Source organism: Ramlibacter tataouinensis (assembly GCF_001580455.1).
GTDB lineage: Bacteria > Pseudomonadota > Gammaproteobacteria > Burkholderiales > Burkholderiaceae_C > Ramlibacter > Ramlibacter tataouinensis_B.
The window spans coordinates 1951354-1977466 of the sequence record NZ_CP010951.1; the positions used below are offsets into that span (position 1 = coordinate 1951354).

At 69.3% G+C, this 26113-nt stretch carries 22 protein-coding genes; 5 read left to right on the forward strand and 17 right to left on the reverse strand.

What is annotated here, in order from left to right; all coding sequences use genetic code 11:
* Positions 1 to 7 precede the first annotated feature (7 nt).
* The 10 genes from UC35_RS09500 to def all read right to left on the reverse strand — a co-directional run bounded on the left by UC35_RS09500 (position 8) and on the right by def (position 10819).
* Entirely contained in the window at positions 8 to 916 is a 909-nt protein-coding gene (locus UC35_RS09500; protein WP_061498482.1) for a phosphoribosylaminoimidazolesuccinocarboxamide synthase, read from the reverse strand.
* A 150-nt stretch (positions 917 to 1066) separates the two neighbouring features.
* The gene (gene fba / locus UC35_RS09505; RefSeq protein WP_061498484.1) at positions 1067 to 2131 is read right to left on the reverse strand and encodes a class II fructose-bisphosphate aldolase; all 1065 of its coding nucleotides are present in this window, start codon (positions 2129 to 2131) and stop codon (positions 1067 to 1069) included.
* A gap of 131 nt (positions 2132 to 2262) precedes the next feature.
* A complete protein-coding gene (gene pyk, locus UC35_RS09510) occupies positions 2263 to 3696 on the reverse strand; it encodes a pyruvate kinase (protein ID WP_061498486.1) in 1434 nt (477 codons plus the stop codon).
* 46 nt (positions 3697 to 3742) lie between these two features.
* A complete protein-coding gene (locus UC35_RS09515; RefSeq protein WP_061498489.1) occupies positions 3743 to 4939 on the reverse strand; it encodes a phosphoglycerate kinase in 1197 nt (398 codons plus the stop codon).
* Positions 4940 to 5042: 103 nt separating this feature from the next.
* On the reverse strand, positions 5043 to 7517 hold the full coding sequence (locus UC35_RS09520; protein ID WP_061498491.1) for a DUF6351 family protein: 2475 nt from the start codon (positions 7515 to 7517) through the stop codon (positions 5043 to 5045).
* Between the two features lie 94 nt (positions 7518 to 7611).
* A complete protein-coding gene (locus UC35_RS09525) occupies positions 7612 to 7953 on the reverse strand; it encodes an AzlD domain-containing protein (protein ID WP_061498496.1) in 342 nt (113 codons plus the stop codon).
* 120 nt (positions 7954 to 8073) lie between these two features.
* Entirely contained in the window at positions 8074 to 8808 is a 735-nt protein-coding gene (locus tag UC35_RS09530; protein ID WP_061498512.1) for an AzlC family ABC transporter permease, read from the reverse strand.
* Positions 8808 to 9761 carry a methionyl-tRNA formyltransferase gene (gene fmt / locus UC35_RS09535; RefSeq protein WP_061498515.1) on the reverse strand — a complete coding sequence of 318 codons (954 nt, stop codon included), beginning with the start codon at positions 9759 to 9761 and terminating at the stop codon, positions 8808 to 8810. The genes UC35_RS09530 and fmt overlap by 1 nt, the downstream gene beginning before the upstream one ends.
* Before the next feature lie 18 nt (positions 9762 to 9779).
* Positions 9780 to 10271 carry a hypothetical protein gene (locus tag UC35_RS09540; RefSeq protein ID WP_145979389.1) on the reverse strand — a complete coding sequence of 164 codons (492 nt, stop codon included), beginning with the start codon at positions 10269 to 10271 and terminating at the stop codon, positions 9780 to 9782.
* A 35-nt stretch (positions 10272 to 10306) separates the two neighbouring features.
* Positions 10307 to 10819, reverse strand: coding sequence for a peptide deformylase (gene def, locus UC35_RS09545; protein ID WP_061498518.1), 513 nt, complete (start codon positions 10817 to 10819; stop codon positions 10307 to 10309).
* 165 nt (positions 10820 to 10984) lie between these two features.
* Here def and UC35_RS09550 point away from each other — a divergent pair, with 165 nt between their 5' ends.
* From UC35_RS09550 to UC35_RS09560, 3 genes are all read left to right on the forward strand, one after another.
* A complete protein-coding gene (locus tag UC35_RS09550) occupies positions 10985 to 12244 on the forward strand; it encodes a LysM peptidoglycan-binding domain-containing protein (RefSeq protein ID WP_082792975.1) in 1260 nt (419 codons plus the stop codon).
* Positions 12245 to 12250: 6 nt separating this feature from the next.
* Positions 12251 to 13372: a DNA-processing protein DprA gene (dprA, locus tag UC35_RS09555; protein WP_061498521.1), complete on the forward strand. Its 1122-nt coding sequence runs from the start codon at positions 12251 to 12253 to the stop codon at positions 13370 to 13372.
* A gap of 87 nt (positions 13373 to 13459) precedes the next feature.
* Positions 13460 to 13942 (forward strand): DUF494 domain-containing protein, encoded by a 483-nt coding sequence (locus tag UC35_RS09560; protein ID WP_061498523.1) that lies wholly within the window; start codon positions 13460 to 13462, stop codon positions 13940 to 13942.
* Positions 13943 to 14086: 144 nt separating this feature from the next.
* Here the strand turns inward: UC35_RS09560 and UC35_RS09565 are convergent, their stop codons facing one another.
* The 5 genes from UC35_RS09565 to UC35_RS09585 form a co-directional block, all read right to left on the reverse strand.
* The gene (locus tag UC35_RS09565) at positions 14087 to 16546 is read right to left on the reverse strand and encodes a DUF1631 family protein (RefSeq protein ID WP_227820512.1); all 2460 of its coding nucleotides are present in this window, start codon (positions 16544 to 16546) and stop codon (positions 14087 to 14089) included.
* 7 nt (positions 16547 to 16553) lie between these two features.
* Entirely contained in the window at positions 16554 to 17507 is a 954-nt protein-coding gene (gene secF / locus UC35_RS09570; protein ID WP_061498527.1) for a protein translocase subunit SecF, read from the reverse strand.
* Between the two features lie 6 nt (positions 17508 to 17513).
* Positions 17514 to 19397, reverse strand: a complete 1884-nt coding sequence (secD, locus tag UC35_RS09575; RefSeq protein WP_061498531.1) for a protein translocase subunit SecD — start codon at positions 19395 to 19397, stop codon at positions 17514 to 17516.
* Between the two features lie 45 nt (positions 19398 to 19442).
* Entirely contained in the window at positions 19443 to 19763 is a 321-nt protein-coding gene (yajC, locus tag UC35_RS09580) for a preprotein translocase subunit YajC (RefSeq protein WP_061498533.1), read from the reverse strand.
* A gap of 147 nt (positions 19764 to 19910) precedes the next feature.
* Positions 19911 to 23468, reverse strand: a complete 3558-nt coding sequence (locus UC35_RS09585; protein ID WP_061498537.1) for an indolepyruvate ferredoxin oxidoreductase family protein — start codon at positions 23466 to 23468, stop codon at positions 19911 to 19913.
* A gap of 116 nt (positions 23469 to 23584) precedes the next feature.
* Between UC35_RS09585 and UC35_RS09590 the strand changes: the two genes are divergently transcribed.
* Positions 23585 to 24085: an Lrp/AsnC family transcriptional regulator gene (locus tag UC35_RS09590; RefSeq protein ID WP_061498542.1), complete on the forward strand. Its 501-nt coding sequence runs from the start codon at positions 23585 to 23587 to the stop codon at positions 24083 to 24085.
* On the opposite strand, the gene UC35_RS09595 is transcribed toward UC35_RS09590, so the two are convergent.
* Entirely contained in the window at positions 24057 to 25235 is a 1179-nt protein-coding gene (locus UC35_RS09595) for a murein transglycosylase A (protein ID WP_227820513.1), read from the reverse strand. The genes UC35_RS09590 and UC35_RS09595 overlap by 29 nt on opposite strands.
* Here UC35_RS09595 and UC35_RS24395 point away from each other — a divergent pair.
* Complete coding sequence (locus UC35_RS24395) at positions 25183 to 25308, forward strand: hypothetical protein (RefSeq protein WP_265331338.1); 126 nt, start codon at positions 25183 to 25185, stop codon at positions 25306 to 25308. The genes UC35_RS09595 and UC35_RS24395 overlap by 53 nt on opposite strands.
* A 177-nt stretch (positions 25309 to 25485) precedes the next feature.
* Here UC35_RS24395 and UC35_RS09600 read toward each other — a convergent pair whose 3' ends face one another.
* Positions 25486 to 26112, reverse strand: coding sequence for a response regulator transcription factor (locus UC35_RS09600; RefSeq protein ID WP_061498549.1), 627 nt, complete (start codon positions 26110 to 26112; stop codon positions 25486 to 25488).
* Position 26113 lies beyond the last annotated feature (1 nt).

Consider the following 26113-nt stretch of genomic DNA (forward strand, 5'->3'; position numbering starts at 1 on the left):
GAACCGCTCAGGCGGTCAGGCGCGTCAGCGCTTCGCGGTACTTGGCCGCGGTCTTCTGGATCACGTCCTGCGGCAGGCGCGGCGCCGGCGGCGTCTTGTCCCAGGGCTTGCCGTTGATGCGCAGCGCTTCCAGCCAGTCGCGCACGAACTGCTTGTCGTAGCTCGGCGGATTGGCACCGCTGCGCAGCGCCTCCTCGTAGCCTTCCACCGGCCAGTAGCGCGAGGAGTCGGGCGTGAGCACTTCGTCCATCAGCACCAGCCGGCCGGCCTCGTCGAGGCCGAACTCGAACTTGGTGTCGGCAATGATCATGCCCTTGGTCAGCGCAAAGTCGGCCGCTTCCTTGTAGATCGCGATGCTGATGTCGCGGATCCGAGCGGCGAGGTCGGCGCCGCAGATCTCCACCACGCGCGAGAACGGGATGTTCTCGTCGTGCTGTCCCATTTCGGCCTTGGCCGCCGGCGTGAAGATCGGCTCGGGCAGCTTGCTGGCGTTCTTCAAGCCGGCCGGCAGCGGCACGCCGCACACCGACTGCGAATCCTGGTACTCCTTCCAGCCGCTGCCCGCGAGGTAGCCGCGCACCACCGCCTCCACCGGGATCGGCTTGAGGCGCTTGACCAGCATGGCGCGCCCCTGCACCTGTGCCACTTCGGCCGGCGTCACCACCGACTCGGGCGCCTGCCCCGTCAGGTGATTCGGGCAGATGTGGCCCAGCCGCGCGAACCAGAACAGCGCCATCTGCGTGAGCAGCTCACCCTTGCCCGGGATCGGCTCGCCCATGATCACGTCGAACGCCGACAGCCGGTCGCTCGCCACCATCAGGATGCGGTCCTCGCCCACCGCGTAGTTGTCACGCACCTTGCCGCGCGCGAGCAGGGGGAGCGAGCTGATGTTGGAGGTGTGAAGGGCTGTGGTCATTTCAAGGACTTTGAGTTGGGGCTCCGCGCAGCGGCACAAGGACCGAGCGAAGTAACACGCAGCGCGGTCCCCCTTGTGAAGAGGATCCGGCTTTGCCGGTCCTCTTCACACCGATCAGAACAACTCGGAAATCGCGAAGCGATTTCCGAGTTAATGCACCACTTGGGCCAGATCGCCCTTGGCGTACTGCTGCGCCACCGCCTGCAGGCTGTGCGACTTGATCTTGGAAGCCTGGCCCTCGCAGCCGAACTCGAGGTAGCGCTGCTTGCAGATCTGCTTGGCGGCCTCGCGCGCCGGCTTGAGCCACTCGCGGGCGTCGAACTTCTCGGGGTTCTCGGCCAGGAACTTGCGCACCGCGCCGGTCATCGCGAGGCGGATGTCGGTGTCGATGTTGATCTTGCGCACGCCGAACTTGATCGCTTCCTGGATCTCGCTGACCGGCACGCCGTAGGTTTCCTTCATCTTGCCGCCGTGCTGGCGGATGATTTCCAGCAGGTCCTGCGGCACCGAAGAGGAGCCGTGCATCACCAGGTGGGTGTTGGGGATGCGGCGGTGGATTTCCTTGATGCGCTCGATCGCCAGGATGTCGCCGGTGGGCTTGCGGGTGAACTTGTAGGCGCCGTGGCTGGTGCCGATGGCGATGGCCAGGGCGTCGAGCTGCGTCTTCTTGACGAAGTCGGCGGCCTGCTCGGGATCGGTGAGCAGCTGCTCGCGCGTCATGGTCGCTTCGGTGCCGTGGCCGTCTTCCTTGTCGCCGCGCATGGTCTCCAGCGAGCCCAGGCAGCCCAGCTCGCCTTCCACCGTGACGCCGACCTTGTGCGCCATGTCGACGACCTTGCGCGTCACGTCCACGTTGTAGTCGTAGCTGGCAATGGTCTTGCCGTCGGACTCCAGCGAGCCGTCCATCATCACCGAGGAAAAGCCCAGCCCGATGGCGCCGGCGCAGACGTCGGGGCTCTGCCCGTGGTCCTGGTGCATCACCAGCGGGATCTGCGGATAGGCTTCGAGCGCCGCCAGGATGAGGTGCTTGATGAAGGGCTCGCCCGCGTACTTGCGCGCACCGGCGCTGGCCTGCAGGATCACGGGCGCGCCGGTCTCCTTGGCCGCTTCCATCACGGCCTGTACCTGCTCGAGGTTGTTGACGTTGAAAGCCGGAATGCCGTAGCCGTTTTCAGCGGCATGGTCGAGCAGTTCGCGCATGGAAACGAGAGGCATGGATGTTTTCCCCTGGATGAGACAAATGGGTCAGGAAGCCGGCGCGACGGAGTCGGCGGCTGCTTCAGGAATTTTAGCTTCCGCACCTGGGGCACAGGAGGCCCGGCCCAAGGTAGCGCTGTCGCGCCGGGTCAGCCCACCCGGCAGACCTTGAGCATGTTGGTGCCGCCCGGCGCGCCCATGGGCTCGCCGCAGGTGATCGCGTAGATGTCGCCGTCGGCGACGATGCCGCGCTTCTTCAGGTGCGCCTCGGCCTCGCGCAGCGCCTGGTCGCGCTCGGCGCTCTGGTCCATCAGCAAGGGCCGCACGTTGCGGTACAGCGCCATGCGGCGCTGCGTCACCAGCTTGGGCGTGAGCGCATAGATCGGGATGTGGATGCGGTGCCGGCTCATCCACAGCGGGGTGGAGCCGGAGTCGGTCAGGGCGACGATGGCCTTGCATCCGAGGTGGTGCGCGGTGAAAAGCGCGCCCATGGCGATCGACTGGTCGATGCGGCCGAAAGTCATGCCGGTGAAGTCGGCATCGAGCTTGACGTCCTCGGCCTTCTCCGCTTCCGAGCAGATGTTGGCCATCTCGATGATGGTCTCCAGCGGGAACTTGCCGGCCGCGGTTTCGGCGCTGAGCATCACCGCGTCGGTGCCGTCGAGCACCGCGTTGGCCACGTCGCTCACCTCGGCGCGCGTGGGCACCGGGTTGGTGATCATCGACTCCATCATCTGCGTGGCGGTGATCACCACCTTGTCGGCGGCGCGGGCCATGCGGATCATGCGCTTCTGCAGCGCCGGCACCGCGGCGTTGCCCACTTCCACCGCGAGGTCGCCGCGCGCCACCATGATGCCGTCGCTGGCCTGCAGGATCCCCTCGAGGTTGGGGATGGCCTCGGCGCGCTCGATCTTGGCGATCAGGCCGGGCTTGTGGCGGTGCTCGGCGCCCGCCACGTTGCACAGCTGGCGCGCCATCTCCATGTCGGTCGCGCTCTTGGGAAAGCTGACCGCCACATAGTCGGCCTGGAAGCTCATCGCCGTGCGGATGTCCTCCATGTCCTTGGCCGTCAGGGCCGGCGCCGTCAGGCCGCCGCCCATCTTGTTGATGCCCTTGTTGTTCGACAGCACGCCGCCGAGCTTGACGGTGGTGAGCACCTGCTCGCCGCGCACGCCATCCACCGTCAGCACGATCAGGCCGTCGTTGAGCAGCAGCAGGTCGCCGGCGCGCACGTCGCGCGGCAGCTCCTTGTAGTCCAGGCCCACGCCCTGGAGGTCGCCGGGCTCGGTGCGCGAGGCATCGAGCACGAACTTGGCACCGGGCTCCAGCGTCACCTTGCCCTCGGCGAACTTGCCGACGCGGATCTTCGGGCCCTGCAGGTCGGCCATGATGGCCACCTCGCGGCCGGCACGCTGCGCCGCATCGCGCACCAGGGCGGCGCGGTCGATGTGATCCTGCGCCTTGCCGTGGCTGAAATTCAGGCGGATGACGTTGACCCCCGCGCGGATCATCTGCTCGAGCAGGGCAGGATCGCTCGAGGCGGGGCCGAGGGTGGCGACGATCTTGGTGGCGCGACGGGCCATGCGTGAACCTCCGTGAATGCCCGATTCTCGCCGAAGCCCGTGACAGTCAACCGTTGGCGCGCTTTTGCAGGATCTCGAATGCCGGCAGCTGCTTGCCTTCCAGCACTTCGAGGAAGGCGCCGCCGCCGGTGGAGATGTAGCTGATGTCCTTCTCGATGCCGTACTTGGCGATCGCCGCCAGGGTGTCGCCGCCGCCGGCGATGCTGAAGGCGGGCGAAGCCGCGATCGCGCGGGCGATGGTCTCGGTGCCGTGCGCGAAGGCGTCGAACTCGAACACGCCCACCGGGCCGTTCCAGACGATGGTACCGGCCGCCTTGAGCTTGCCGGCCAGCTGCGCCGCGGTTTGCGGGCCGATGTCCAGGATCAGGTCGTCGGCGGCGACGTCGGCCGCCGCCTTCACCGTGGCGGGCGCGTCGGCGGCGAAGGCCTTCGCGGTGACCACGTCGCCGGGGATCGGCACCTCGGCGCCGCGCGCCTTCATCGCCTCGATCACCGCGCGCGCCTCGCCCACCAGGTCGGCCTCGGCCAGCGACTTGCCGATCGGCAGCCCGGCGGCCAGCATGAAGGTGTTGGCGATGCCGCCGCCGACGATCAGCTGGTCGACCTTCTCGGCCAGCGAGCGCAGGATGGTGAGCTTGGTGGACACCTTGGAGCCGGCCACGATCGCCACCAGCGGGCGCTTGGGCTGGGCCAGCGCCCGGGTGATGGCGTCGATCTCGGCCGCCAGCAGCGGGCCGGCGCAGGCGGCCTTGGCGTACTGGGCGATGCCGTAGGTCGAGGCTTCGGCCCGGTGCGCGGTACCGAAGGCGTCGTGCACGAAGATGTCGCACAGCCTGGCCATCTTCTGCGCCAGCGCCGGGTCGTTCTTCTTCTCGCCCTTGTTCAGGCGGCAGTTCTCCAGCAGCACCGCCTGGCCCGGCCGGACGTCGACGCCATCGACCCAGTCGCGCACCAGCGGCACCTCACGGCCCAGCAGTTCGGACAGCCGCGCGGCCACCGGGGCCAGCGAATCTTCCGGCTTGAATTCGCCCTCGGTCGGGCGCCCCAGGTGCGAGGTCACCATCACCGCCGCGCCGGCGTCCAGCGCCAGGCGGATGCAGGGCACCGAGGCGCGGATGCGGGTGTCTTCGGTGATGTGGCCGGCGTCATCCTGCGGCACGTTGAGGTCGGCGCGTATGAACACGCGTTGGCCCTGGACGCGGCCCTGGGCGCAGAGGTCGGAAAAGCGGAGGATGGGATTCATGGAGTTCTCGTGCCCCGGTAGAAGCGGGCGCAGGGCGAACATTTTAGGAAACCGCAAAAGCAAGGGGCCCCGCAGGGCCCCTGGCAAGGCTGAGCCGGACCGCTCAGCGCGCGCTCGACACCGGCGCCGCCGGCAGCGCCGCGCCGCCGGGCCCCGCCTTGAAGCTCAGCGGGCTGACGGCCGCCTGCTGGCCTACGCCCGGCTTGCTCCAGTCGCACACGCCGCCGGCGAACACGGCCTGCAGGCGCGCCCACTGGAGCGCCGTGAAGGTGCTGGCGGCGTAGTCGGACTGCGCGAGCGGCTTGAGCTGGCACTTGAGGATGTTCTCGGCCCGCGGCCCACCGGCCACCTGGCGCGGCGACAGCGTCGGCTTGAGGTACGGGTCGGCGTCGCAGGTGGCCATGTTGGTCACCTTGGTCGAGAAGCTGCTGTCGGAGTTCAGGTAGCAGAAGTCCGCCGCCGCGGCCGGCCGCGCGCTGCGCACCCTCTGCTCCAGCGAGGCGCTGCCGCCGTCGGCCTTGAGCGCAGTCAGCCACGCGTCCATGGTGCTCATCGCCTCCACCGACAGGGCCGCCGGGCCGACCAGCGAGGGCCGCGAGAAGCGCCACATCGCCTGGTTGCGCGCGTCCTTCGAATCGGACTCGGCGGCCAGCCGGTCGCGGATGGCGAAGCTGTACCAGATATGGTGGATGCCCAGGGCGCCCACGTAGCCGGGCGGCACGTTGGCGGCCAGCACCGAATCGTCCCAGCCGCGCAGGTCGATGATCGCCGTCTTGGCGAGTTGCTTGCCGCTCATCACGATGCCGGCGCGGTAGGCGATGTCCAGCGCCTCGGGATCGGCCGTGGTGCGCGCCGCCCGCGGCGTGGAGTCGCGGTCGGTGCCGCCGATCAGCTCGTTGAGCATGACGAATTCTTCGGCGCCAATCACGCCGTCCTTCAGCGCCTTCAGCCCGTACTGCACGCCGACGTTGTCGCGGGTGTCGCGCGCCTGGGGACTGCCCGGCACCTTGCCCCAGATGTTCTCGGCCCAGCTCCAGGCGTTGCAGCGCGGCAGGCTGGCGGTGCCCACCGGGTTCGCCGGGTCGTAGACGGCGGTGTTCGGCAGCTCGCAGTTGTTGGTCGCGGTGACCGCCTGGGCGATCACGCCGCTGTCGTGGTTGGCCGCCGGCACGGTGCGCTGGAAGTACAGGCCGGCCTTGCCGTTGCTGCCGAACAGGTTGTACCAGCCATGGCACGCGGTCTGGTCGCCGTGGCCATTGATCGCCGCCTTGCGCGCGTTGACCTGCGCCTGCGTCAGCCCCAGGGTGGTCCACAGCGACAGCAGGTCCGGCTTCTGGTAGGCCTCGACCAGCAAGGTGCAGTCGCCGACCTCGAGCGCGGTGGAATCCGAATCCGGGTAGGTGCAGCTGGTGATCACGCCGTCCAGCAGGCCGGGCATGATGGACGCAGCCATGTTGGAGTTGATCGAGCCGCCCGAGCAGCCGCTGCCGATGGTGAACTTGACCGGGCCGTAGTTGTCGGTGATGTGCTCCTTCATCATCATCACCGTCTCGGACATCAGCACGCGGTTGGAGTTGCGCGACGAGTCCGTCATGCTGTTCATCGCCACGATGTAGCCGCGCCGCAGCTGGTCGTCGAGCGAGGGCCAGGCGGTGGCGGGGCGCACCTGGCGCCGCGGCTGGCCGGTGCTGGCACCGAAGGAGAAGTACAGCTTGCCGTTCCAGGCCGCCTGCGGCGAGTTGGCCGACCAGCCCAGGGTGGGATCGAACAGCGAGACGATGTCGTAGATGCCGCGGTTCATCGTGCCGCGCTCCACGCGCACGATGTAGTCCACGGTCCGGCCCGCGTCGGTGGTGGTCTGGGCCATGTCGGCGGGACGCGCCGCCGCCGGGTTGTAGGGCTTGAAGCAGGCGCTGGCCGCAGGCTGCGGCTGGCCGGGCACCGTGGTCGCGGTGGCGCCCAGCGACCACACCGGGTCGGGCAGGCCGAGCGTGCAGTTCGCGGTCGTCGTCTTGTAATACAGCTTGAACTCGCTGGCGATGCCGCAGCTCGCGTCCGGCTGCCCGGCCAGGCCGCTGGCCACCAGCGCCGGCGTGTTGCCGCTGACGGCCACTGGCGCCGGCTGTGCGCAGTAGTAAGGCGTCACCTGCGTGCCGGAGAGCACCGGGCCGCTGCGCGACGCGTTGGTGATGGTGAGGCTGCCGACCTGGCTGAAGTTGTCGGCGCGCGCGCTCAGCACGTTCTGCCCGTTGCTCAGGCCCGTGACCACGCCGGTCGCCGAGCCGTCGGCGCCGACGACGAAGGCGTTGGTGACGTCACGTCCGTCGACGTCGACCTTGAGCCCCGAGAAACCCGCCGCCCCGCTGGGCGGCACGATGGCGACCAACACGTCGCCGCCACTCACGAGATCGGCCCGATTGCTGAGGGTGCGTATTTCCGGCGCGCCGGTCACCACGGTGCCGTTGAAGCTGCCGATGTTGCTGCTGCTACCGCCGCCGCAGGCGGTCAGGATCGCCGCTGTGGCGGCACTGAGGAACAGGGCCAGGCTGCGTCGCCCGGACAGGAAAGAAGTGCGCATGCTGCTTGTCTCCTTTGTTCTGGCAGAGCCAGTCTAGGAGCAAACTCAGGCGCGCAGGAGTCGCCCAGGCGTCGCCCCGGGCTGAGGTTTACCCTTACCAGCCGAGCGCCAGATGCAGAGGCAGGTACACAGCCATGCCGCCTGTGATGGTCAGCAGTACGCTGCGGCGCCAGAAGTAGAGCAGGGCGCCCACCGGCGCGGCGAACAGGCGCGCGTCCTGCCAGTTGGGGACCAGGTGCCCGGCCTGCATCACCACCTCGGGCACGACCACGCCGGCCAGCGCCGCCACCGGTGCGTACTGCAGGGCACGGTCGGCCCACGCCGGCAGCGTCCACGGGCGGTCGAGGATGAAGAAGAAGCAGCGCGTGAGCACCGTCACCCCCGCCAGGCCGCCGATCACCAGCAGGGTCCAGAGGTCGGTGCGGGCCGCGCTCATTGATTAACCTCCGCCCTGCGGGCTGCGGTGCCATGAGCCTTCGGAGCGGCCGTGCGGCTCATTGGCTAACCTCCGCCCTGCGGGCTGCGGTGCTATGAGCCTTCGGAGCGGCCGTGCGGCTCATGCCACCTGCCTCCAGGCGGGCGGCGCCTTCTTCTCGAGCCAGAAGCTCACGGCCACCGCCACGGCGATCGCTGCCACGATGTTGAGCTTGAGCGGCAGCGCATAGGCGGCCACGGCGGCGGCGCCGGCGACCACGGCCGCGAGGCGGCGCAGCGGCGTGTTGGCCAGCGAGCACAGGATGCCGACCAGGCACAGCACGCCGGCGAAGCCCAGCCCCCAGGAGCTCGGGATCAGGTTGCCGAGCAGGATGCCGACCACGCTGGTGGCCATCCAGCTGGCCCAGGTCACGAAGTAGTTGCCCGCGAGAAAGGCCTCCTGTTCCTGCCGCTCCGCCACGGTCCGGCCGGGCTGCGGATAGCGGCGGGTGAACATCGCGTAGCTCATGTCGGCGGTGAGGAAGCCATTGACCAGCCGGCGCCAGCGCGGCAGGTGCATCAGGTAGGGCCGCAGGTGCAGGCTGAACACCACGAAGCGGAGGTTCACGCAGAAGCCGGTGGCCAGGATCACCCAGAACGGCGCGCCGGCGACGATCAGCGGGATGGCCGCCAGCTGGGAGCTGCCGGCATAGACCAGGAAGGTCATGGCCAGCGCCTCGACCACGCTCATGCCCGACTTGACCATGGCCACGCCCGTCATCAGGCCCCAGGCGGCGATGCCGGTGGCCGCCGGCAGCATCTCCCGCGCCGCCTGGCGGAACACGGGATGGCTGTAGTTGGCACGCAGGAAGAACATCAGTCGAAGCGCCTGCCGGGCGGGAGCTCGAAGCCGCGCAGGAAGTCCGCCGCCGGCAGCCGCTTGCCGCCCGGGCGCTGCAGTTCGGTGACGCGCAGCAGGCCCGGGGTGCAGCCCACGTCGATGCCGGCCGGGCCGGCGGCGACGATGGCGCCGGGGGGCGCGCCGCCGGCGTCCGGCAGCGCCTGCGCCGCCCACAGCTTGATGGTCTCGCCCGCCAGCGTCGCGCTGGCGCCGGGCGCCGGATCGAAAGCCCGGATGCGCCGCGCGATCGCCGCGGCCGGCTGCGCCCAGTCGATCGCCGCTTCGGCCTTGTCGATCTTGTGCGCGTAGCTGACGCCTTCGGCCGGCTGGGCCTGCGCCTGCAGGCGGCCGCCGGCGGCCTGCTGCAGCGCCTCGACGATCAGCCGCCCGCCCAGCTCGGCCAGCCGGTCGTGCAGCCGGCCGGTGGTGTCGGCCTCGGAAATGGCCACGCCCGCGGCCAGCAGCATGTCGCCGGTGTCCAGCCCGGCGTCCATCTGCATGATGGTCACGCCGGTCTGCGCATCGCCGGCCTCGATCGCCCGATGGATCGGCGCCGCCCCGCGCCAGCGCGGCAGCAGCGAGGCGTGGATGTTCAGGCAGCCCAGGCGCGGTGCGGCCAGCACCCACGGGGGCAGGATCAGGCCATAGGCGGCCACCACCATCACGTCGGCACGGGCGGCTTCGATCGCCGATTTCGCGGCGGCGGCGTCCTCGGGGTATTTGCCGTCCAGGCGCAGGCTGCGCGGCTGCGCCACCGCGATCCCGTGCTGCAGCGCGAAGGCCTTCACCGGCGAGGCCTGCAGCTTCATGCCGCGGCCGGCCGGCCGGTCCGGCTGGGTCAGCACCAGGGGGATGGCCAGGCCGGCGGCGTGCAGGCGCTCGAGCGCCACCCGGGCGAACTCCGGCGTGCCGGCGAAGATGACGCGCAAGGGGTTGACGACCGCTCCCTACCTGGCCCGGTTGTCGTTGGGTCCGCCCATGAGTTCCATGCCCGGGTGCGCGCGCGCGACCACGCCGCCCTCGTCCAGATACACCCAGTAGAACATGCGGCTGTTGGCGACGTCGCGCCAGCGGTAGGTCCACACCGGCCCGTGCCAGCTGGCCACCCGGTCCACCTGGGCCGGCGGCCCGAACTCGCGCGTCACGTCATCGCGCGTCCAGCCCGGGCCGATGCGCTGGAAGTTCTGCTCGGTGAGCGCCTGGTAGGCGCCGATCACGTGGCCAGAGCTATCGAGGTCCACCATCCAGGCCTCGAAGCCCATGGGCTGGCGCGAGTACTGCAGCCGCTCGCCCCGGGGCGTGCGCACCACCTGCGTCGGCGCGCCCGCCTGCTGGATCACGGCATCGCGCGTGGTGCCGGGCGCGAAGGCATAAGGGGCGGCGCAGGCGGTGAGGGTTGCAGCGGCCACCGCGCACAGCGTATACGTCAAGGAGCGCATGTCGAACCTCCTTTCGGAACCTGTCCGTCTGTCGGTCAGGCGCGCACGGTGTCCCGGCGCGCCTTCAGCATCTTGGTCTTGATCCGGTTGCGTTTGAGCGGCGACAGGTATTCGACGAACACCTTGCCGAGCAAATGGTCCATCTCGTGCTGGATGCACACGGCCAGGATGCCCTCGGCCTCGATCGTGCGCAGCTTGCCGTTTTCGTCCAGGGCTTCGACCTTGATGGCGGTCGAGCGCTCCACGCCGTCGTAGATGCCCGGCACCGACAGGCAGCCTTCCTCGTTCACCTGCTTCTCCTCGCTCGCCCAGGTGATGCGCGGGTTGATCAGGACCAGCGGCTGGTTGTGGTCCTCGGAAACGTCGATCACGATCAGGCGTTCGTGAACGTCCACCTGGGTCGCCGCCAGCCCGATGCCCTTGGCGTCGTGCATGGTTTCGAGCATGTCGCCAATCAACTGCTGGATGCGCGCATCTACCGCCTGCACCGGCTTGGCGACGGTGTGCAGGCGGGGGTCGGGGTACTGGAGGATGGCGAGCAGGGACATGATGGACCGGACTAAGGTGTCGCTATTTTCGCTACTTTTGGGTTTGCCCGCAGATTGCAGGCGGCATAAACGTTGCCCAATCAAGGGCTTGAGCGCAGAATCGTCAGTACTTTGTCAAGACTTTCGACTGCCTGGCGCGCAAGCGCCGGCGCTCGTAGCCCGCCAATGCAAGAACACAGCCAGAAGATCACGGACTCAGAGCTTGCCCCCCAAGGCCACCGCGCCGGAAAGGCCTGGACCCTCGCCGCGGCGGTGGCCGCCGCCCTGCTGGCCAATGCCGCCTACGCACAGAATTATCCGGTGACGCCGCAGCAGCGCTCGACCGCGCAGCAGGTGGCGCAGGCCGGCGTGCCGCTGTCCGAACTGGCGCCCAACGCACCCGACCAGTACACGGTCAAGCGTGGCGACACCCTGTGGGGCATTTCGGGCGTGTTTCTCAAGAGCCCCTGGCGCTGGCCGGAACTGTGGGGCATGAACCTGCAGGAAATCAGCAATCCGCACCTGATCTACCCCGGCCAGATGCTGGTGCTGGAAAAGATCGACGGCCGCGCTCGCCTGCGGGTGGCCGGGGGTGACAGCGACCCGGGCACCGTGCGCGTGTCGCCGCGCACCCGCGTCGAGCCGATCGGCGACGCCTCGGTGCCGACGCTGAAGTCGCACCTGATCGAGGCCTTCCTGGCTGAGCCGCTGATCGTGGAAGAGTCCGTGCTGAACCTGGCGCCGCGCATCGTCGCCGTGCCGGAAAACAAGGTGCTGATCACGCGGGGCGACCGCGCCTATGCCCGCGGCCCGTCCGCGGCGCCGCTGATGCCGACCACCACCAGCCGCAACGATGCCTATCGCGTGTTCCGCAACGCCAAGCCGCTGCTGGATCCGGTCACCCGCGGGGTGCTGGGCTGGGAGGCCCAGTACGTGGGCAAGGCATCGCTGGTGCGCGGCGAGAGCGTGCAGGCGGGGGCGCAGCCGGTCGGCTGGTTCAACTGGACCGGCAACCCGAACACCGTGGTGCCCGCGACCATCGACATCGTCTCGGCCAAGGAAGAAATCCGCGTCGGCGACCGGCTGCTGCCCGAGCCGCCGCGCCAGTTCACGAACTACGTGCCGCACGCGCCGGCCGCCGCCCTGGCCGGCAGCATCGTCTCGGTCTACGGCGACGCGGTGTCGATCGCCGGCCAGAACCAGGTGGTGGTGATCGACAAGGGCCTGGCCGACGGCGTCGACAACGGCACCGTGATGGCGATCCTCAAGAGCGGACGCGCCGGTGTGGACCGCACGCAGCCGGGCGAGCACGCCAACATGCAGCTGCCGGACGAGCGCAACGGCCTGCTGATGGTGTTCCGGCCCTTCGACAAGCTGTCGTACGCCCTGATCCTCGAGATCAACGACGCGGTCCAGGTCGGCGACCGCGTCATCAATCCCAAGTAAAGCGCGGTGGAACGCGAGGAGCTGGCCGGCTGGCTGCGCCTCGCGCTCGCGCCGGGCATCGGCAACAGCGCCGCGCGCAAGCTGCTGGGCGCTTTCGGCCTGCCCGAAGCGATCTTCCGGCAAGGCCGGGCGGCGCTCGAGCAGGTGGTGACGCCGGCGCAGGCGGAAGCCCTGCGCAGCGAACCGGCCGAGCTGCCGGGCCTGGTCGAGGCCACCTGGCAGTGGCTGACCGCCGCCGACGCACGCCAGCCGCGGCACGCGCTCACCCTGGCCGACGCCCGCTATCCCGCCGCCCTGCTGCAGATCGCCGATCCGCCCCTGATCCTCTACGTTACCGGGCCGCTGGCGCAGCCCTGGCCGGCCGGCCTCGCGATGGTCGGCAGCCGCAACCCGACCCCGCAAGGCATCGGCAACGCCCGCCAATTCGCCGCGGCCTTCGCCCGCTCGGGCTGGACGGTGGTCTCCGGCCTGGCGCTGGGCATCGATGCCGCCGCCCACGAGGGCGCGCTCGAGGGCGCGGCCGCCGGCACCCTGGCCACCATCGCCGTGGTGGGCACCGGCCTGGATCGGGTGTACCCGAAGCAGAACCTCGCGCTGGCCCACCGCGTCGCGCAGCAGGGCCTGGTGGTCAGCGAGTACCCGATCGGCACGCCGCCGCTGGCGGCCAACTTCCCGCGGCGCAACCGCATCATCGCGGCCCTCAGCCAGGGCACGGTGGTGGTCGAGGCGGCCCTGCAGTCCGGCTCGCTGATCACCGCGCGGCAGGCGGTGGAGCAGGGCAAGGAGGTGTTCGCGATTCCCGGCTCGATCCATTCGCCGCAATCGCGCGGCTGCCATGCGCTCCTCAAGCAAGGCGCCAAGCTGGTGGAAACGGCGCAGGACGTGCTGGAGGAACTGCCGGCGCTCGGCGTTCCCCGGGTCGCCGAGGAGCGCGCGGCGCCCGCGGTGCATGGCGAGCCGGATCCACTGCTGCAAGCGCTGGGCTTCGATCCGGTGAGCCTGGACGCCCTGGTCGCGCGCACCGGCACGCCCGCGCCGGCGCTGCAGGCGAAGCTGCTCGAACTCGAGCTGCGCGGCGAGGTCGCGCGCCTGCCCGGCGGCCTGTTCCAGCGCATCGCGCTGGCCTAAACTGGTGTCCTGTCCCACAGGACACAAACGCAACATTGCGGCTTGCCGCGTGTTGCCTTCGCGCTTTCTCAGCTATATTGGGGCTCAATGTTCGAAGTACTCGTTTTCGTTTACGAAAACTACTGGCGTGGCGATGCCTGCCCCGAGCTTGAGCAACTTGAACGCAAGCTGGCGGCCCATGGCTTCGACCCCGACGAGATCACCGAAGCGCTGACCTGGCTCGATGGCCTGAACTTCGCGGCGCAAAGCGCCTGCGCATCGATCCAGTCCACCGCTCTCGCCGAGCTACCGGCGTCCAACGTGAGCATGCGGGTGTACTCGGTGGCCGAGCAGGAACACCTGGGCGCGCGCTGCCTGGGCTTCATCTCCTTCCTGGCGACTGCCGGCGTGCTGCCCGCGGCCATGCGCGAGATCGTGCTCGATCGCGCCATGGCGGCGCCCGGCGATCCGGTGTCGCTGGACGACCTCAAGATCATCGTGCTGATGGTGTACTGGAGTTTCGGCCACGAGCCCGATGCGCTCGTGCTCGACGAGCTGTGCGAGTCGCCCGAGGGGCGGCTGGCTCACTGACGAAATTCGCTGCGCGAATTTCGTCAGTGGGTTTGAATGGTGCGAAGGAGCCCGGCAAAGCCGGCTCTCCTTCGCAAGGGCGACCGGCCTGCACGTTGTTCCGTCCGGTCCATGCCGCTGCGCGGAGAGCGCTGATTCCGCAAGCTATTGCAGCAGGCGCTCGGGATTGGCGTCCAGCTTGGCCAGGGCGTCGCGCGTGGCGCGCACCGTCAGCGCTTCCTCTTCCGCCGGCAGCATCAAGCCGGCCTGCAGGTAGGCGGCCAGACGCTTGACCTGGACCAGGTAGCTGCGGCCCTCGGGCGCCGCGAACAGGTGCAGCTGCCGGCGTTCGCTGCTCCAGACGTACTGCACCTGCACGGTCGCGCCGTTGTGGTCCAGCGAGAACCAGGTGCCCAGCTGCAGCTCCTGGGCCCAGGACAGCATGCCGGCGCTCGGGCGCGAGCCGCCGTCGGCGATCACCTCGATCGTCGAGGCGTCGATGCCGAGCATCATTTCGACGCTCTCGCGGTCCAGCGGCAGGTCGGTGGCCGGATCTTGGGCCACGAAATCTTCCAGGTGGGCGAGGCGCTTGGCCATCGCCTCGATGCTCGCCGGCGCGATCGACTCGGTCTTCGACTGAAACGCATCGGCCAGGGTGTCGCCGATGATCTTGATGTGCGCTTCCTGGGCGTTGCCGGTGATGCCGATCAGAGCCATGCCCTGGCGCAGGCGCGTCAGCAGCGGGGGCAGGTCCTGGATCACGCGCGCGCGTTCGGCGCGGTTCGGTTTGGCGCTGGCGGCCCACACGAGCTCGGACGCCGCGGACTTCAGCGCCAGCGTTTCCTGGTGCCGCGGCCCGTGCTTGATGGCGCCCACCGCCAGCACCTCGGCCCAGACCTTGAACAGGAACTCGCGGATCTCCTCGCGCACGGGGATGTCCGCCAGCATGTTGCGCAGCTCGATGGTGTACTGGATCGCCAGCGTTTCCTTCTGCTCCACCTGCTGCGCCACGCTCACCACGCGCTGCGTCTGGTCCTTCTCGGTCAGGAACTTCGACAGGAACTTCTGGAACTCCTCGTACACGAGCTGGAACACGCGCCGGCCGGTCTCGGGGTACTGCTCGATCACCTGCACCACCCGCTTGACTTCGGCCTCCAGCGCGCCGCCGCCGACCGCGGCCGCATTGAAGCCCAGGACGCAGGAACCCATGCGGTCGATCAGCAGGCGGGCCGGATGGTCGAGCGAGCCGAAGAACTCGGGCTCGGCGATAGCCACCCGCAGCACCGGCATCTGCAGGCGGGCGAACCACACGCGGATGCCGGGCGGGATGCGGTCCTCGGACAGGATGCTCTGGAACATCAGGGCCACGATCTCGATCGTGGCCTTCTCGCTGGAAGTCGCGGCCTGCTTCTTCAGCTCGCCGCTGCGGCGCCGCAGGTCGCCGGCCACGTGCTGCACGGCGGCATCGTCATAGATGAAGCTGGCGGGGCCCTCGCCCCGCCGCAGCCCGGCCTGTACGTGCTCGACATGGGTGGAGTGGTAGGCCAGGGCCTGGGCCAGCGCCGGCGACGGCCGGGTGGGCGGCGCCGCGTCGTAGCCCGCCACCCGGTCGCCGAGCAGGCGTTTGAGCTGGCCGAGCACGCCGGCGGCGCGCGCACGCGCGCGCGCCAGCGGCGGACTCGAGGTCATCATGCGTGTTTCGTCCGCCACGCCGGTCGGCCGCGCGCCGCCGATGCCGGTGGCCGGATAGCCGCCGACACCGGTGTGCACGCCCGCACCGGCCGCCGCCATGCCGCCGGACACCCCACCGGGCATTGCGCCGCCGATGCCGCCCGGCGCGCCGGCGGCGCCACCCGAGCGCAGCGGCGCCCCTGCCCTGGGCCCCTGTGGGCCCCCCGGGGGGCCCAGCCCGCTGTCCGGCGCGCCGGTGCCCGTGTCGGGCGGCTCCGCTGCGCCGCCGCGTGCAGTGGACGCGCTGCCGCGGCGCACGCGCACACTGAGGTCGATGTCGCGCATCACATTGTTCGCGACCAGGTATTCGTTGACCGAGCCGAAGGCCTTGGCGAGGTGCTCCTGCAAGGTCTTGCTGATGGCAGCCTGGGACACGTCCCAGCCGGGCCGGGTCAGCCCGGCCGCGAACCACTGCTCGACCAGCAACTGGCACAGGGCCTCGGGCCGCAGCACGTCGGTGCTGGCCTGCTCCTCGCCGTCCAGGTACTGCATGCGCACCTTCAGGTCCTTGAGCTCCCACGCCGCCTTCTCGCCCAGGGTCAGCGCGAGGCGCGAGGCCAGGATCTTGCGGTCGACGACTTCCTCGTCCACCAGCTCCAGGCTCAGGGCGTCCAGGCGCACGCGCGCCGTCGCGGTCGGCGGGTCCACTGCCTTGAGCCAGGCGGCGGCCGTGCCCTGCAGGAAAGCCGCCCCTTTCTGGTCGAAGTCCATCAGCGCCTCGCGCCGGTCCTGCATCTCGCGCGCACCGACGCCGGACTGCGGGATTTCGGACAGGCGGTTGCGGATGGCCTCGCCCATGGGCGCGAGGCAGGCCCGCGCCTTCGCGACGAACTGCTCCCGTGCCTTGCGACCGAGGACGGCGCCGTTGGCGGGTTGCAGCCGGTCTGCGCTCACGGGATTCCTAGACGGCCGCGCCCGCGTTCGGGTCGTTCGGATCCTCTTCCTTGCGGCCGGAGGACTTGACCAGGTCTTCGCGCTTGATGCCCAGCCACATGGCGATCGCCGCGGCCACGAAGACGGAGGAATAGATGCCGAACAGGATGCCGATGGTCAGCGCCAGCGCGAAGTAGTGCAGCGTCGGGCCGCCGAACAGCAGCATGGACAGCACCATGATCTGCGTCGAGCCATGGGTGATGATGGTGCGGCTGATCGTGGAGGTGATCGCGTTGTCGATGATCTGGACCGTGTTCATCTTCCGGTAGCGCCGGAAGTTCTCGCGGATCCGGTCGAAGATCACCACCGACTCGTTGACCGAGTAGCCCAGCACGGCCAGCACCGCGGCCAGCACCGCCAGCGAGAACTCCCACTGGAAGTAGGCGAAGAAGCCCAGGATGATCACCACGTCGTGCAGGTTGGCGACGATGGCCGCCACCGCGAACTTCCACTCGAAGCGGAACGCCAGGTAGACCATGATGCCGATCACCACCATGGCCAGCGCCTTCAGGCCGTCGGTCGCCAACTCCTCGCCGACCTGCGGGCCGACGAACTCGGTGCGCCGCAGGGTGACGCCGGGGTCCTCGGCCTTCAGCGCCGAAAGCACCTTCTCGCTTTGCTGGGCCGAGCTCACGCCCTTTTGCGCCGGCAGGCGGATCAGCACGTCGCGCGAGGTGCCGAAGTTCTGCACCTGCACGTCGGCGAAACCCAGGCCGGCGACGGTGCGGCGGACCCGCTCGACGTCGGCAGGCTGCGAATAGCCCACTTCCATCACCGTGCCGCCGGTGAACTCCACCGACAGGTGCAGCCCGCGGGTGACCAGGAAGAACACCGCCGCGGCGAAGGTCAGGAAGGAAATCACGTTGAAGATCAACGCGTTTTCCATGAACGGGATGTCCCGTCGGATCTTGAAAAACTCCATGGTCCCTTACTCAGCCTTGGTTATAACCCCATCCGCCGCGGGCCGCCAGACCGTGCCGATGGACACGGTCTTGAGCTTCTTCTTGCGGCCGTACCACAGGTTCACCAGGCCACGCGAGAAGAACACCGCCGAGAACATGGAGGTGAGGATGCCGATGCAGTGCACCACGGCGAAGCCGCGCACCGGGCCCGAGCCGAACGCCAGCAGCGCCATGCCCGCGATCAGGGTCGTGATGTTGGAGTCGAAGATCGTGCCCCAGGCCCGCTCGTAGCCCGCGTTGATCGCGGCCTGGGCCGAGGCGCCGTTGCGCAGTTCCTCGCGCACCCGCTCGTTGATCAGCACGTTCGAGTCGATCGCCATGCCCAGCGCCAGCGCCATGGCGGCCATGCCGGGCAGCGTCAGGGTGGCCTGCAGCATGGACAGCACGGCCACCAGCAGCAGCAGGTTGACGGCCAGCGCCAGGCCCGAGAACAGCCCGAACAGCATGTAGTAGACCGCCATGAAGGCGCAGATGGCGGCAAAGCCCCAGGCCACGCTCTTGAAGCCCTTGGTGATGTTCTCGGCGCCCAGGGTCGGGCCGATCGTGTATTCCTCGATGATCTCCATCGGCGCGGCCAGCGAGCCGGCGCGCAGCAGCAGCGCGACGTCGTTGGCCTCGGTGGTGGTCATGCGGCCGGAAATCTGCACCCGCCCGCCGCCGATCTCGCTGCGGATGACCGGCGCCGTGACGACTTCGCCCTTGCCCTTCTCGAACAGCAGGATCGCCATGCGCTTGCCGACGTTCTCGCGCGTGACTTCCTTGAAGATGCGCGCGCCCTTGGCGTCCAGCGTCAGGTGCACCGCGGCCTCCTGCGTCTGGTTGTCGAAGCCGGCCTGGGCGTCGGTCAGGTTGTCGCCGGTGAAGATCACCTGCTTCTTCACCACCACCGCCTGGCCCGTGCGCTCGAGGTATTTCTCGGCGCCGAAAGGCACCGGGCCGCCGCCGAGTTCGGCGGAGCGCGCTTCGCTGCTCTCATCCACCATCCGCACTTCCAGCGTCGCGGTGCGGCCCAGGATCTCCTTGGCCTTGGCGGTGTCCTGCACGCCGGGCAGCTGGACCACGATCCGGTCCAGTCCCTGCTGCTGGATCACCGGCTCGGCCACGCCGAGCTCGTTGATCCGGTTGTGCAGCGTGACCATGTTCTGCTTGAGCGCCTGCTCCTGCACGCGCCGCGCCGCTTCCGGCTTGATCGAGGCGGTGAGCTTGAATTCGCCGCCGTCGGGCGCCTCGACCGTCTGCAGGTCGGTGAACTGGTCGGCGATCAGGTCCTTGGCGGACTTCAGCGTCTGGGGATCGCGCAGCCGCAGTTCAATGGCCTGCCCGTTGCGGTTGATGCCGCTGTGGCGCACGTTCTTCTCGCGCAGCGCGGTGCGCAGGTCGCCCGCCAGCGACTCGGCCTTCTTCGCCAGCGCCGCCTGCATGTCCACCTGCAGCATGAAATGCACGCCGCCGCGCAGGTCCAGGCCCAGGTACATGGGCGCCGCGCGCAAGGCGCTGAGCCATTGCGGCGAGCCCGACAGCAGGTTGAGGGCGACCACGTAGGTGGGATCGGCCGGGTCCGGGTTCAGCGCCTTCTGCAGGGCATCCTTGGCCTTGAGCTGGGTGTCGGTGTCGGGGACGCGCACCTTCACCGAGCTGGCGTCGAGCATCACGGCTTCGGGCTGGATGCCGGCCTTGGCCAGCGCGTCCTGCACGCGCGCGCGGGTGCCGGTGTCGACCTTGACGGTGGCCTTGCCCGAGGACACCTGCACCGCGGGCGCTTCGCCGAAGAAGTTGGGGAGCGTATAGAGCGCCCCGATGATCAACGCGATCACGATGATCGCGTACTTCCAGATGGGATAACGGTTCATCCGAGGGACGCGGCGCCGGGGCGCCGCGCCTGGCTCCTTGCTTTCTTACTTGATGGTGCCCTTGGGCAGGACCTGGACCACGGCCGTGCGCTGCACCTGGACTTCCACGCCGTTGGCGATCTCGACGGCCACGTAGGCCTCGCCCAGGCGGGTCACCTTGCCCAGCAGGCCACCGGCGGTGGCCACCTCATCGCCCTTGGCGAGCGCGTCGATCATCGCCCGGTGCTCCTTCTGGCGCTTCATCTGGGGGCGGATCATGACGAAATAAAGCACCACGAACATGAGCACCAGTGGCAGCATGCCCATGAGCGAAGAGGACATGTCGCCGCCGGCGGCGGTTTGGGCGTAAGCGTTGGAAATGAACACGTTGTCTCCAGCAACAGGAATCGTTGGCCGGCGCGGCCGCGCAAAGGCGCGCCGGCGATGGCGAAAGCCATCGATTGTATGCCGCGCCAAACCGCGTAAACACGTGTAACCCGGCCCTCGGGCCGGGGGGTAATTCCCTAGGCGCCCCTAGGCGGCCAGGCGCTCGGCGCCGCCGGGCCAGCGCTGCATGAGCGAGGCCCAGCGCGTGCGCGCGGCCGCCAAGTTGCGCTCCTTGACGTGGCCGAAGCCCTTGATCTGCTCGGGAATCCGGGCGATCTCCAGCGCGAGCTCGTGGTTGGCCGGCGTCAGCCCGGCCAGCAGCTGCTCGATGCTGGCGCGGTACTCGCCGATCAGCGCGCGCTCGGTGCGGCGCTCATGCGTGCGCCCGAAGACGTCCAGCGCCGTCCCGCGCAGTCCCTTCAGCCGGGCCAGCAGCCGCATGGCGCCCAGCGTGGCCGGGCCGAACTTGCGCTTGACCAGTTCGCCCTTGTCGTTGCGGCGGGCCAGCAGCGGCGGCGCGAGGTGGAAGTGGATCTTGTAGTCGCCTTCGAACTGGCTGGCGACCTTGTCCTCGAAACCGGCCTGCGTGTACAGGCGGGCCACCTCGTACTCGTCCTTGTAGGCCATCAGCTTGAACAGGTAGCGCGCCACCGACTCGGCCAGCGCCGTGCGGCCCAGCGGCGCCTCGGCCTGGCGCACTTTCTCGACGAACTCGCGGTAGGCGCCGGCATAGGCCGCATCCTGGTAGCCGGTGAGGAATTCGGCGCGGCGCTCGACCAGCGCCGGCAGCGCCTCGCGCCGCTGCAGCTCGATCACCTGGGCCGGCGCGATCCGCCGCTGCAGCGCGGGCCAGTCGTGGGCGGCGCGGCGGCCCCACTCGAACGCGGCCTTGTTGCGGTCCACGGCCACGCCATTGAGCTCGATGGCGCGCATCAGCGATTCATGGCCCAGGGGGATCCAGCCCTTCTGCCAGGCAAAGCCCAGCATCATCGGGTTGGTGTAGATGCTGTCGCCCATCAGCCGGGTGGCGGTGCGGTCGGCGTCGAAAGCCGCCAGCGCTTCGCCGCCGACCGCCTTGGCCAGCTCGCCGGCACAGGCCTCGCCCGGGTCGGCCCAGTTGGCGTTCTTCACAAACGCCGCCGTCGGCGTGTTGTGCCCGTTCAGCGCCACGCGGGTGCGGCCCGGGCGCATGCGCAGCACGGTTTCCTTGCCGGCGGTGACGATCGGGTCGCAGCCGATCACCAGGTCGGCCCCGGCCATGCCCACGCGGGTGGTGACGATGTCTTCGGCGCGATCGGCGATCAGCACATGGCTCCAGGTGGCTCCGCCCTTTTGCGCCAGCCCCGCCGCATCCTGCGTGACCACGCCCTTGCCCTCGATGTGCGCGGCCATGCCGAGCAGCTGGCCGATCGTGATCACGCCGGTGCCGCCCACGCCCGCCACGACGATGCCGTAGGCGCCTTGCATTTCAGGAATCCGCGGCTCGGGCAGCGTGCCGAACTCCTCGGAAGACACCGGCGCCTGCGCCTGTGACTTCCGCAGCTGCCCGCCCTCGACCGTGACGAAGCTCGGACAGAAGCCCTTGAGGCAGCTCACGTCCTTGTTGCAGCTGCTCTGGTTGATGGTGCGCTTGCGGCCGAACTCGGTTTCCAGCGGCTCCACCGACAGGCAGTTGCTCTGCACGCCGCAGTCGCCGCAGCCTTCGCACACCAGCTCGTTGATCACCACCCGCACAGCGGGGTCCACCAGGGTACCGCGCTTGCGCCGGCGGCGCTTTTCGGTGGCGCAGGTCTGGTCGTAGATGATGGCGGTGGTGCCTTCGATCTCGCGGAACTCGCGCTGGATGCGATCGAGCTCGTCGCGGGGGTGCACCGGCACCCCCGGCGGCAGCGCCGCGCCCGCGTACTTCTCCGGCTGGTCGGTCACGACCACGATGCGGGCCGCGCCCTCGGCGGCCAGGCTGTGCGCGATCTGCAGCACCGAGTGGCCCTCGGGGCGCTCGCCGACCTGCTGGCCGCCGGTCATCGCCACCGCGTCGTTGTACAGGATCTTGTAGGTGATGTTCACCCCGGCGGCGATCGACTGGCGGATCGCCAGCAGGCCGCTGTGGAAGTAGGTGCCGTCGCCGAGGTTGGCGAACACATGCTTTTCGGTGGTGAAGGGCTGCTGGCCGACCCAGGGCACGCCTTCGCCGCCCATCTGGGTGAAGCCGATGGTGGCGCGGTCCATCCAGGTGGCCATGAAGTGGCAGCCGATGCCGGCCATGGCGCGCGAGCCTTCCGGCACCACCGTGGACGTGTTGTGCGGGCAGCCCGAGCAGAACCAGGGCATGCGGTCGGCCTTGACCTCCAGCGTCTGCATGGCGCGCTCCTTGGCCTGCAGGATCGCCAGCTGCGCGTCCATGCGCGCCGCGGTATCGCTGTCCACGCCCAGCTTCTTCAGGCGCTGGGCGATCGCGCGGGCGATCAGCGCCGGCGACAGGTCGGCATTGGCGCGCAGCAGCGTGTTGGCGCTGGGGTTCGGCTGCGACCACTCGCCGCCCGACACGTCGCCCGGCGCTTCGTTGAACTTGCCCACCACGTTGGGGCGCACGTCGGGCCGCCAGTTGTAGAGCTCTTCCTTCAGCTGGTACTCGATCACCTGGCGCTTTTCCTCGACCACCAGGATCTCGCGGAGGCCAGTGGCGAATTCGCGCGTGCCCTGCGCCTCCAGCGGCCACACGACGCCGACCTTGTGCAGGCGGATGCCCAGACGCCGGCAGTCGGCCTCGTCCAGGCCGAGGTCCAGCAGCGCCTGGCGCGTGTCGTTGTAGGCCTTGCCGCTGGCGATGATGCCGAAGCGGTCCTGCGGGCCTTCGATCACGTTGTAGTTCAGGCGGTTGGCGCGCACGTACGCCAGCGCCGCATACCACTTGTGGTCGTACAAACGGGCTTCCTGCTCCAGCGCGGTGTCGGGCCAGCGGATGTGCAGGCCGCCGGGCGGCATGACGAAGTCCTCGGGGATGCGCACCTGCACCCGCTCGGGGTCGATCACCGCGGTGGCGCCGGACTCGACGATCTCCTGGATCGTCTTCATGCTCGCCCACAGGCCGGCATAGCGGCTCATCGCGAAGGCGTGCAGGCCCAGGTCGAGGATCTCCTGCACGCTGGCCGGGAAGAACACCGGCAGCCCGCAGGCCTTGAAGATGTGGTCGCTCTGGTGGGCGGCGGTGGAGCTCTTGGCCACGTGGTCGTCGCCGGCCACCGCGATCACGCCGCCCCAGGGCGTGGTGCCCGCCAGGTTGGCGTGCTTGAAGACGTCCGAGGTCCGGTCCACGCCGGGCCCCTTGCCATACCAGATGCCGAACACGCCGTCGAACTTGTGGCTGGCGGCCGGCGTGAAGCCGAGCTGCTGCGTGCCCCAGATCGCGGTGGCGGCCAGTTCCTCGTTGACGCCCGGCTGGAACACGATGTTCTGCGCCTTCAGGAACTTCTGCGCCTTCCACAGCGCCTGGTCGTAGCCGCCCAGCGGCGAGCCGCGGTAGCCGCTGATGAAACCGGCCGTGTTCCTGCCCTGCAGGGCGTCGCGCTGGCGCTGCAGCATCGGCAGCTTCACCAGCGCCTGCACGCCGCTCATGAAGGCGCGCCCCTGGTCGAGCGAATACTTGTCGTCCAGCGTGACCGTTTCGAGCGCCTTGCGGATGTGTTCGGGGAGCGGTGCGTTCATGTCCTGATTTGTCTCCTGCGGTCGGCACAGTGTAGGCCGGGGCGTGAGATATGTCTTTGCGTTCTTTGCCGCAAACAGGCTAGGATGAGAAAGATCCTTTCTCTAAACTGGCATTCATGGAAACACTCGATAAGTTCGACGTGGCGATCCTCAAGGAGCTGCAGGCCGACGCGCGCCTCACCAACGCCGAGCTGGCGCAGCGCGTGGGCCTGTCGGCTGCGCCCTGCTGGCGGCGCGTGCGGGCGCTGGAGGAGGCCGGCTTCATCAAGGGCTACCACGCCGAGATCGACCGCCACCGGATCGGCCTGGGCGTGCTGGCTTTCGTGCGGGTGGATGCCGAGCGCGTCAGCGGCGAGCGCACGCGCGAGATGGAAGACGCGATCCGCAAGGTGCCCGAGATCGTGTCCTGCCACTACATCAGCGGCACCGGCACCTTCGAGCTGCAGGTCGTGGCGCAGGACCTGGAAACGTTCTCGCAGTTCGCGCGCAAGGTGCTGCTCAACCTGCCCAACGTGAAGGAGCTGCACACCAGCTTCTCGCTCGGACAGGTCAAGGCGAGCAGTTCGCTGCCGCTCGGACACCTGAAGACTACTTCGGCCAAAGCACCCAGAGCCTGAGCGGCTGCTTCAGCCGGCCGGCCAGTTCGCCGGCCTCGGCGCCCCAGCCGGTGAAGTAGTCGGCGCGCAGCGCGCCCACGATCGCGCTGCCGGTGTCCTGCGCCAGCACCAGCCTTTGCAGTTTCGCCAGCGGCCCGGGCGAGGCCAGCCACACCGGGGTGCCGTAGGGGATGCTGTCCTTGTCGACGGCGATCGAGCGGCCCGGGGTGAGCGCCACGCCCTGGGCGCCGCGTGGGCCGAAGCCGGCGTCGAGCTCGGACAGCGGCTCCTCGCGGAAGAACACCACGCGCGGATTGCTCCACAGCATCTCGTTCACCCGCTGCGGGTTCTGCGCCGCCCAGGCCTTGATGCCGGGCCAGGAGGCGTCGCGGATCGCGCCCTGCTGCAGCAGCCAGGCGCCGATGCTGCGATAGGGCTGCTCGTTGCTGCCGGCGAAGGCCAGGCGCACCATCCGCTGGCTGCCGTCGGCTTCCGTGATGCGCACGCGGCCCGACCCCTGGATCTGCACCACCAGAGCATCGAGCGGGTCGGCCAGCCAGGCGATCTCGCGCCCGCGCAGGGCCTCGCGCGCCGGCCCCGGCGTGTCGATCTCCTGCCGCGTGTACCAGGGGCGGCGCGAGGCCAGGCCCGCGGGCGGCCGGTACAGGGCGACGGTGTGGCGCGCCGTCGGCTGGCGCGACGCTTCCAGCAGCGGCTCGTAGTAGCCGGTCAGCAGCCCCTCGGCGCCCGCCTGCAGCGGCTCGACGCGGTAGGGCTGCAGCCGCTGCGTCATCCAGGCGCGCTGCTCCTCGGGGGTGGCGATCGACAGCTGCCGCACCTGCGGGCACAGCGCGGCGAAGGCGGCCGGCGGCCGCTCGCAGCTCTTGACCCAGGCATTCCAGGCTTCGTGCATCGCGTCCTCGCCGAAGCCGGGCAGCTCCGACCAGGGCACCGGCTGCCAGCGGCTCTTGGCCTGCTGGAGCGGCGGTGGCCAGGGCGCACCGGCGGGCGCGGGGTTCAGCGGCGCGGGCGGCGCGGCCTCATCGGGCGGCGGCAGCGGCGCCGTGGCGCACGCGGCCAGCATTCCTAGAATCGCAGCCAACACCGGAAACCTTCTCATGCTGCTGATTCTGCTCGAAGCCCTGCTCGCGCTTGCCGTGCTCGTGTTCATCGTCTGGTGGACCATGTTCGCGGGCCGCCCCAAGGGCGAACCGGCGCGCGAGGACGAAGAGCAGGACAAGTAGCGCGGCGCCGCACTAGGAGTCTGGGCGGTAGAAGGCTTCGAGCCAAAACTGCCGAAAACCGAGGAGCGTTTGGTGATACGGACAAGCCAATAGCCGTAGCTATTGGCGCAGGCCGGAGCGGCAAACGATACCGGTTTCTCGGCGGTTTTGGCCGAAGTCGTTCTGCCGCCCAAACTCCTAGGCGGCACGCAGCAGGTTGGCGAGTTCCACCGCCGATTTCACTTCCATCTTGTCGAACACGCGGGCCCGGTGGACTTCCACGGTGCGCACGCTAATGTCGAGCTGGTCGGCGATCAGCTTGTTGGGCAGGCCCTCGATCACCAGGCGCATCACGTCGCGCTCGCGCTCGGTCAACTCCGCCAGCCGCGCCCTCAGGCGCTCCTGGCCGCGCCGGGCGTCCAGCACCTCGCGCGAGCGCTGCAGGGCCTGCTCGATCCGGTCCACCAGCGCGTTGTCCGAGAACGGCTTCTCGCAGAAATCGAAGGCGCCGCGCTTGACCATGTCGACCGCGGTGGGCACGTCGGCATGTCCGGTCAGGAAGATCACCGGCATGGCATCGGCCAGGCCGCGGGCCGCAATCTTCTCGAACAGGGCCAGCCCGCTCATGCCCGGCATGCGCACGTCCAGCAGCAGGCAGCAGGGCTGCGACAGCGCGTAGCCGGCATCGAGCATGGCCTCGAATTCCTCGGCCGCCGCATAGGCTTCGCTGAGCAGGCGGCGCGAACGAAGCAGCCAGGCGAGGGCCTCGCGGACGCTGTCATCGTCGTCGACGATGAACACGATGGCTTGCGGAGTCGGCTGCATG